The organism is Mesorhizobium sp. M0601, assembly GCF_040320845.1.
Classification (GTDB): Bacteria; Pseudomonadota; Alphaproteobacteria; order Rhizobiales; family Rhizobiaceae; genus Mesorhizobium.
Genome location: NZ_JAMYQK010000089.1, coordinates 1 through 4,408, shown reverse-complemented (window position 1 = coordinate 4,408; position 4,408 = coordinate 1). Strand labels below are relative to the sequence as shown.

Here is a 4,408-nt window from a genome sequence, read left to right as displayed (position 1 = left end):
TCGCGATTTCGAACAGCCGGCTGATCGCCTTCGACAAGAGCGGCGTCACCTTCCGCTACAAGGACTACCGCCGCGACGGCGCCGACCGGCAGCAGCTCATGACGCTCGCGACCGACGAGTTCATCCGCCGCTTCCTGCTCCACGTGTTGCCAAAGGGATTCCACCGCATCCGGCATTGCGGCCTGCTTGCCGGCTCTGCTCGCAGGGCCAGCCTCGCGCTTGTTCGTGAACTCCTGAACGTCACCGCACCGTCCGACGATGACACCACGGACGAACCGGACAACTTCCGCCCGCCATGCCCCTGCTGTGGCGGCCGCATGATCGTGATCGAGGTGTTCGAACGACGGAGGCAGCCGCGCGGACCGCCAAACGGTTCCCCGTCGACCGGGAGCAGCACGCCATGACCCGGCATGGAATGGTTCAGCCTTCAGCTGCAGGCACTCAGCCTCCGGCAACGGATCGACGCACGCCTATGGTGATTATCGACGCCGACAGAGCCGCGCCCAGCCGTCCACCGTCCCGACAACACCGCGCGGAGGCGCAACGAAGCGGTCTGTCCGCATTCACCCCAGCGCTTCCCGACGGCGGTCACGCCATCGCCGACATCTGCCGAAATCCGAAATCCCCATAGCTATCGCCTGTGGCCCGCGGGTTCCTTCCTCGGGGACTTTCGTACGCCTGCCGGCGCCCGAAACTCTTCACGTTTGCGGACTGTCCGTTTTCGGGATGGCGAGATTAGAAAGCGGATCGACGCGTCCAGCGTATCGCGGACCGCAACGCGCCAGCGCCGGAGATAGCGCCTGATGATCTTCAGTTGCTCTGTATGTGCGACTGGAATGCACTATTGCCCGGTTGGGTGGCAGGGCAACTTGCTAGCCTCCCTGCCACCTGGAAGAACAGTCATCGACGCGGCCGGCTCAGCCCGCTTTGCTGAGTTGGAGTTCGTCGCTAACCGCGCGCTCGTTGGGATCGATCGGACCCAGGTTCTTGACGACCCGGAATCGACCGCCCTGCGCCTGCGCGATGTACATGTTCATGCGAACATGGTGCTGGCCGGGGACCATTTCGGCCGGGCCACCTGGTCCCTCGCTGATCCGCGAGTGATCGAGCGCCCGGATGACCGTATCACGCTCGACCGTGCCGGCCTCATTGACAGCCGCTTCCCACATCTTGATCGCCCGGTAGTGGCCGGTGCAGCCGCTGCCCGCGGTCAACATGGCGCTGCCGGGGAAACGGTCCTGGTAGCGACGCAAGAGCGCGCGGCCAAACGGATCCTCGAGTTCCTGATAGTAGTCGAGGCAGCTGTAGAGGCCCTCGATCTGCTCGGACGGCACGAGATTGAAGAAGTTCTCGTCGAAGTAGGTGCAGATGATCTTGCCGTCCCGCTTGCCGAAACCGGCCTTGTGCAGTTCTTCGAGGAACGGAGTCAGGCCTGGCGGGACGAGGGTGTTGAAAACCACGTCGGTGCCGCTCGCCATGATCTGCTCGACCGTCCGCCGGAAATCGACTGTATCGAGCGGGAAATACTCCTCGCCGACGACGTCGCCGCCATTGGCGCGCACCACCCGGCTCGCGGCCTTGTTCAGCAGATGGGGCCAGATGTAGTCGGCAGAAGGCAGGTAGAACTTCTTCGCCCCGGTGCTCTTCATGAACCAAGGGATCAGCGGCTCGACCTGCTGCGCGGGCACTGGACCCGTACAGAAGATCAGGGGATCGTTTTCCTGTCCCTCGTACTGCTCGGTGTAGATGTAGAGCGTCCTGCCGCGTGCGACCGCTTCGCTCTTGATGGCCTGGCGGGTCGAGCTGTAGATGCCGCCGACGACCAGATCGACCTTGTCGACGTCTATCAGTTTCGCAGTCCTTGCTTTGGCGGCGCTGTCGTTGGTCTCGCCATCCTCGATGACAAGCTCCAGCGGCCGGCCGAGCAAACCGCCTTTGGCATTGATGTCGTCGACGAGCATGGTGGTGAGGTTTGCGTTGGCGATGCCCATGAAGGACAACGGGCCGGTGAGTTCGGCGACAAGGCCGATCTTGATGGGTTTCGGATCCACTTGATTTCTCCAAATCTGGGGGTTCGTCGGGGGGGCGCCGCCGCCGGGCGGCAGGCGGCGCGCAGTGCGGGATCTCAGGCCTCGTAGTGGCCGAGCAGCAGTGCCGCCTGCGGCTTGCCGACGTGGCCGGCTTCCTGCAGGATCGCGGGCACCTCCGGATCCGACACGAAATTCTTCCAGCCCTCGGCGTCCCAGTCGAAGATCGCCCAGACGCGGTCGGGCTCGCTGGGGTCGCGGAAGACGGTTGCGCCGTTCGAGCCGTGCAGCCGGCGCTTGTCGGCGCCCTTGGTCGAAAAGATGCGGATGAAGCGGTCGACGTCCGCCACCTTGGTCGTTGCGAGAAGCATCTGATTTCCTCCTGTCGGTCGCGGCCACCATCGGTCCGTCGACAGGATCACGATGCGCGCCCCGGAGCGGGCGCACATGGGGTGTATTCCCTATGCCTGCGTCTCGCCCGGCCGGACAAGGCCATGCTCGACCGCGTAGAGTGCCGCGGCGGCGCGGGTGGTCACGCCGATCTTGGCATAGACGCTCTGGATATGGTGGTCCGCCGTCTTGGGCGAGATATCCAGCTTGCGCGCCGCTTCCTTCGCGGTAAGGCCGGCGGCGATCAGGCGCAGCACCTCGATCTCACGCGGCGTCATTCCGGCCAGCGGCCGGGGCGGCGGCCGGCGCGACGGCTGTCCGGCGAAGGACAGCACGGCCTCGGCGGCATCGGGGCAGATACAGCCCTCGCGAACGGCGGCGCGCAACTGCGTGGCCGCCGCCTCGCTGGACAACGCCTTGCGGTGCGGACGTTCCTCTCGCGACGTCTGGAAGGCTTCGGCGGCGGCCAGGATTCTTGCCGCCGGGGACAGGTCGGAGCCGTGGACCTTGCGGTGATAGCCCGAACCGTCCAGGCGTTCGTGATGGCGAAGCACGAGGGCGGCCATCGCCTCGCCCTCGCGGCCGAACGAGGCCAGCGCCCGCTCGCCATAATAGGCGTGCAACTGCGCCGCGTCGCGCTCGCGCACCGACAGCGGACCGTTGCGCATCCAGGTCGCCACCGGCACCACGAGTTCGCCTATGTCATGGATGCAGCCCGACCAGCGCAGCGCGCGGACGTCAGGGTCGGGCAGCCCGATCCGTTTCCCCGCACCCGTGGCCAGTTCCGACACCATCCTCGAATGGCCCTGCGTAAACGGCATGCGCATGTCGATCATGTCGGCGATGGCGAGGAACGCCTCATCGCAAGCCTCCTCATCCAGCGTCACCGGCGGATCGGGCTCAAGCGCCAAAATGGTCGCGCGGTCGACCGTCGCGCCGATGCCCTCCATCAGCGTCGGCGCGTTGGCCGAGACGAGCCGGGCCAGTTCCGCTTCATATGGGCCATCGCCGCGACTGGCGATGGTTTCGGCCATCCCTTCAATACCGACGGCATCGCAGAGCGCAATGGCATCCTGTGCCAATGTGATCAGGCGCACGGCTGGCAGGACATCCTCGCCGCTCAGCCCGCGCGGCAGGCCCTTGCCGTCCCAGCGTTCGTAGATCTGTCCAAGATTGCGTCGCATCTCCTCCGACAGGCCCAGCCGCTCGCCGATCCGTTGCGCGACCTCGCAATGCGCGGTCAGGACCGGGCGGGCCACGGCGATCGCCTGCGATAGCCCAGCCTCGATCGCCTTGGCCTGCGCGTCGGGCTCAAGATCGTAGTAGAGCCGCTTGAAAGCCTGGACGAAGACCCTGCCCAGCTCCGCCCGGTTGCCCATATCGAGACCGACAAGATCCTGGCGGAGCGCAATTTCGTCGCCGAAGGTGGCCGACAGGAGGTCCGTGTCCGCGTTGCAACCGACATAGCGGAGCATAGACTGGTGGTAGGCATTGCGCCGATCCTGCTCGGAAACGCCCGCAAGATCGGCAATCCGCATCGCAAGCACGCAGGATTTCAGTGCGAAGTCGCGAGAATGGCCGGTGGCAAGGTCCGAAGCATAAGCGAGGACCATCATGAAATCCGCCCGGCGGATCGAGACGTCTGTCATCGCCCACCTCCCAGTGGCTCTACGCTAGCCCCGCCTGCCGTTAATGCCTAGGGAAAAATCCCAACCCTGGTTGTGCTATCCGGCGAGAAACAGAATGTTCCGTTTGGGGCCGACGAACGAACCCGCTGCGCAGGAGGGGCGCCTGCGGTTGAGGTAGAGATCAAGAACCGGTCGTCGCGCTGGCGTTGAGCGTCGTCCGGCGGGGGCAGAGCATGACGGGCTTCTTCAACAAGGAGCCTGACCAATGCCCCATCCCGTTCTCGATGCCCGGATCAGCCCGCTGCGCCAGCGGCTGATCGACGACATGAACATGCGGCGTTTCTCACGCGAGACGCAGCGCAA

General features: G+C 65.2%; 4 protein-coding genes. 1 reads left to right on the top strand and 3 read right to left on the bottom strand.

Going from position 1 to position 4,408, the window contains the following annotated elements:
* Positions 1-404, top strand: a 404-nt coding sequence (locus tag NKI41_RS32770; RefSeq protein ID WP_352687141.1) for a transposase, incomplete at its 5' end; no start/stop codon positions are given.
* Positions 405-917: 513 nt separating this feature from the next.
* On the opposite strand, the gene NKI41_RS32765 is transcribed toward NKI41_RS32770, so the two are convergent.
* The 3 genes from NKI41_RS32765 to NKI41_RS32755 form a co-directional block, all read right to left on the bottom strand.
* A complete protein-coding gene (locus tag NKI41_RS32765) occupies positions 918-2,051 on the bottom strand; it encodes a substrate-binding protein (RefSeq protein ID WP_352687138.1) in 1,134 nt (377 codons plus the stop codon).
* Positions 2,052-2,125: 74 nt separating this feature from the next.
* A complete protein-coding gene (locus tag NKI41_RS32760) occupies positions 2,126-2,398 on the bottom strand; it encodes a hypothetical protein (RefSeq protein WP_091581466.1) in 273 nt (90 codons plus the stop codon).
* A 90-nt stretch (positions 2,399-2,488) separates the two neighbouring features.
* Complete coding sequence (locus NKI41_RS32755) at positions 2,489-4,066, bottom strand: HD domain-containing phosphohydrolase (protein WP_352687135.1); 1,578 nt, start codon at positions 4,064-4,066, stop codon at positions 2,489-2,491.
* Between the last annotated feature and the right edge of the window lie 342 nt (positions 4,067-4,408).